Genomic DNA, 4,578 nt, shown 5'->3' on the forward strand with positions numbered 1-4,578 from the left:
GGGTTGGTTACGTTCTTTCACCCCAATCACATAGCCTGTCTATGCTCATGGGGATTCACTCACTTGCCGCCTACCTGTAACTCCACGTTGTTTGGGTATAGTTTGTCGATTACTCGCTATATGCGCGAGCAACTCGGCCAGTACAACTCATCGTGTAATGTTTGGCATAAGCTGGAATGAACACGGAGCGGCCTTTCTCTACCACACAGGTTTCACCGTTTGCATGAGTGAGCACTAAGGTGGTTTCTAACGGAAGTAGGATTTCAGCACTTTGCACATCAAATGCATTGTGGTTTGAGGCGGTAATGATAGCAAATTTGAAATCGTTCACTGGCACGGGATATTCCAAGATACCATCACGTTCAATGGGGTCGAGTAATAAGCTATCGGATGGTTTTTCGGTAAAACGAGTGCAAGCGATTAACTCTTGTACATCAATATATTTAGGGGTTAAGCCTGCGCGTAAGACGTTGTCAGAGTTTGCCATAATTTCAAGACCTGTCCCTTGGAGATAGGCATGTGGCGTTTCGGCATCTAAAAACATCGCTTGACCGGGTTGTAGTGTGATCACATTAAACAATAAGGGTGCAAATAGGCCAATATCATTCGGATACTGTTTTTCCAGTGTCGCAATGAGGCTAAACAGGGGAGAGTTTAGTTCGCGCGCTTTTACCAACAGAGCGGTGAGCGCGTTTTCTTTTTGTTGCCCTTCAAGAGATAATAAGCCAGAAAAGAACGCCGCTAAGCCTTGAGGTGTTTGATGAGCGATAAGCTCGTCTAATAGCGGTTGTAGCTCAAAAATAGCAAGCTGAGAAAAATGGCCAATAATCTCATTGATGGATCGAAAACCATTCATCGCTTGGTACTCAGTCAATGCGTAGACCAATTCCGGCTTGTGGTTGGGATCTTTATAGTTACGATGAGCCGCAGAGAGAGGAATGGCTTGTTGTTGTTCTAACGCGAATCCTTGTTCTGCTTGTTGTTTGTTTGGATGGACTTGAATAGATAAGGCTTTTTCTGCTGCCAATATTTTGAATAAATAAGGAAGTTCTTTAAAACGAGTGGCTACTTCTGTGCCTAGAAAAGCATCCATGTCTTGAGCAATCAGCGTAGAGAGTTTTGTGGCTTGACCGTGGATATTGACGGTTGAGCAGCCATTGGGATGCGCGCCCATCCACACTTCAGCTTGTGGCTCATGGGTTGGATTTTCAATCCCAAACAGTTGGTTGACAGAGGTTGTACTGCCCCAAGCGTAGTTTTGAATCACATTATTCATCAATAAGAACATGGGATAACCCGCCTGTGTTGGGGCCGTTTGTGCCTTAGACATTGTTAAATCAGACATAAAATCTCACCATTAAAAAATCATGGCTTGGACCAAATTGCCCAAGCCATTAGAATCGTTAGGGCTAAGCCGTAGCTTGCATCATTTTCGTTTTACGAATTTTCTTCAATGTGACACACGTTATTGCCGTTACTATTGCACCGACGATCATACAGAGAAGTGCAAGCACGGGATGGTTCATTGCACCTAATAGTGCAACCACGGGGCCACCATGTGCGACGCTATTGGTGATACCAAATGAGAACGCCATGACTGCCGCAACCATTGAACCTAGCATATTGGCAGGAATAACCGACATCGGATCTTGCGCGGCAAATGGGATTGCACCTTCAGAAATACCGACCAAACCCATTGCACCAGCCGCTTTACCGGCTTCTTGTTCTGATGCTTCAAATAGAGCGAACTTACGCCCCAATACCGTTGCTAATGCCATACCTAACGGTGCGACGGGGATAGCACATGCCATTGCCCCCATAAATTGTGTTTGACCGCTCGCTATCATACCGACCGAGAATAAGAAGGCAACTTTGTTGAAGGGGCCACCCATATCGAATCCAGCCATTCCGCCTAATACGATACCGAGCAATACCACATTACCGGTACTCATGGTGGTCAGAAGTGCGGTTAGGCTATCCATTAAGCTCGCAATTGGTGCTCCAATTACGAAGATAAATAGGCCCGCAATGAATAATGAACCAGTGATCGGCGCAATCATAATGGGGACTAAAGGTTGGATAAATTTGTGGTAGTTGATGGATGTAATCCATTTGACGAAATAACCCACCAATAGACCCGCGATGATCGCGCCAATAAAGCCTGTGCCTGCATCTGCGCCGTAAAAAGATCCGTTATTGGCAATCCAGCCGCCGATCAATCCTGGGGTGAGTGCAGGGCGGTCTGCAATGGCGTAAGCAATGTAACCGGCAAGGATTGGGATCATCAGAGTAAAGGCAACCACGCCCACATTAAGGATTTGATTCCACATACTGCCGTCCGGAATCGCCATGCCAGTTTCACTCGGCTCACCGCCTACTGCCAGTGCTAAAGCGATCAGTAGACCGCCTGTTACAACGAATGGAATCATGTGTGAGACACCATTCATTAAATAACGGTAGAGATCGGAGCGAGCTTGAGAGGCTTTGCCAGCGGCAAATTTTTGTGTATTGCTGGTGGCATCTGCTTGGTAGATGGGGGCGTTTAACGCTTCATTAATCAGGGCTTGAGCATCGCGGATAGGAGCTTTTACATTCGTTTTAACCACACGCTTGCCCGCAAAACGGCTCATGTCCACTTGTTTATCACAGGCGACGATGATGGCGTCGGCACGTTCGATTTCTTGCTCAGTTGGGCTATTTTTGACCCCGATAGAGCCATTCGTTTCTACTTTAATATCATAACCCATGGCAGCGGCACCTTTCTCTAGTGCTTCTGCAGCGAGGTAGGTGTGCGCAACACCGGCAGGACAGCCCGTTACGCCAATAATGAATCCTTGATTGGTTACGGGGAGTGTGGGTTGTTGTGATTCTTGTTTAGTTAACAGCAACGCCAGCGCTTGCTGGCTATTGGATGCGTTAACAAAGGCATCAATAAAGCCATCTTCAATTAATTTTGATGAGAGTTCAGCAAGCACTTCAATATGGTGATTATCGCCACCATCGGGTGAGGCGATCATGAAAAATAATTTAGAAGGTAGCCCATCATCAGCACCGTACTCAATACCTGATTGGCTAACACCGATCACCACCGCCGGCTCAATGACGGCGGCACTTTTGGCATGCGGGATCGCAACCCCTTCTTCAAATCCTGTGTTGCCCAACGCTTCACGTGCTTGAATATCTGTTAAAAATTGTGCTTGGTCTGAGATGCGACCTTGAGCATAGAGAACTTCGATGAGTTCTTTAAACACCTCTTCTTTGCTCGTGGCTTGAAGATCAAGCTTGATTAAATTTTCATTAATGAGTTTGGTGATCATGAATAACCCCTGTAACGATCATTGTTATTTCAGTGCATTGTCAAAGTTGTGCTCAATTCAGGGTAGTGAATAAATAATGCATTTACTGGATAATTGTAACTCACTAGTAAGAGTGTGATTCAGATCATCTACTGTATTTTTATTGCAGCGGTGATTTGTGGGAAAATTATTATATAGAGCTCATCAACCTTATCACTCGTTGCGAGAGTAGAATTGGCGACGGGTTTTATCTAGAAAATTGATTCAGTAACTGGATTTTTATAACCTTGTTGGTGAAGTGTGATTTTGTTCTGTAGTACAAAAATCCAGCCCAGTGTATACCTAAAAAAATAGTCCCCAATAGATAGGGTATGAGCAAATGATTTTTAATGAGTTAATTTCAGCGGTCTTACAAGAAAGGGAACCCTTTCATCATATTTGGTTCGCAGGTGATTTTCATACCCCCCCAAAATTTAGCTATCAAGTCAATTTTCCGCGTCTAGAGTTGGTATTAAGTGGGGAATATATTAATCAAATGGAAGATGATCATCGAAAAGTCAGCCATATTGTTGCCAAAAGTGGAGACGCCATTTTTATTCCACCAAACTGTTGGAATAAGCCTGATTGGGATACAGATTGTTCGGTATTGAGCATTCTGTTTGGTCGTCGTCAGCTTGGTCTGAGCTTAGTAAGCAAACGTAAAGGTGAGGCGACTTTTTACGATATTCAAAAACACAGTATTCAGACCCGTTCTGGGTTTGCGATTGATAACATCTTAGAAGCGCTTAGTTCGCTGGCTCGTGAGAATATAAAAAAGCCGATGGATGAGCTTTTGTTACAAGCCCTATTACAATATGCCAAAACAATGTTGGATGCGCCGATTGAGCAGCAGTCGAGCCGCCGTGTGCAAGATTTGTATCAGGGTATTTGTATTTATATTCAAGAGAACTTTCACCGTCCAATTACTCGTGACAGTATTGCTGCTCGGTTTAGTATTTCATCCAATCATTTGTCGCGCCTTTTTCGGCAACAAGGTCACATGACATTAGCTGATTACATTACTTGGGTTAGGGTTGAGCGCGCAAAGTTTATGCTGAAAAAATATAACTTTAAACTGAATGAAGTATCTGTCCGTTGTGGTTTTAAAGATGTGAACTATTTTTGTCGTGTGTTTAAAAATCGCACAGGGAAAACCCCAACTCAATACCGTGGCTCAATTTGACCAAGAGAAATAAAAAGCTTCATTAATCAAGCCAGTAGGCGAGACATAGCGTACATTAGC

General features: G+C 44.3%; 3 protein-coding genes. 1 reads left to right on the top strand and 2 read right to left on the bottom strand.

The annotated features are described in order from the left end of the window. Positions 1 to 109: 109 nt before the first annotated feature. Positions 110 to 1,330, bottom strand: a complete 1,221-nt coding sequence (gene manA / locus B7C60_RS07635) for a mannose-6-phosphate isomerase, class I (RefSeq protein WP_342747937.1) — start codon at positions 1,328 to 1,330, stop codon at positions 110 to 112. Between the two features lie 79 nt (positions 1,331 to 1,409). Continuing rightward, complete coding sequence (locus tag B7C60_RS07640) at positions 1,410 to 3,317, bottom strand: PTS fructose transporter subunit IIABC (RefSeq protein WP_099611143.1); 1,908 nt, start codon at positions 3,315 to 3,317, stop codon at positions 1,410 to 1,412. A 358-nt stretch (positions 3,318 to 3,675) separates the two neighbouring features. Here B7C60_RS07640 and B7C60_RS07645 point away from each other — a divergent pair, with 358 nt between their 5' ends. Continuing rightward, a complete protein-coding gene (locus tag B7C60_RS07645) occupies positions 3,676 to 4,518 on the top strand; it encodes a helix-turn-helix transcriptional regulator (protein WP_099611144.1) in 843 nt (280 codons plus the stop codon). Positions 4,519 to 4,578: the final 60 nt, after the last annotated feature.

It is taken from the genome of Vibrio fujianensis, assembly GCF_002749895.1.
GTDB classification, from domain to species: Bacteria; Pseudomonadota; Gammaproteobacteria; order Enterobacterales; family Vibrionaceae; genus Vibrio; species Vibrio fujianensis.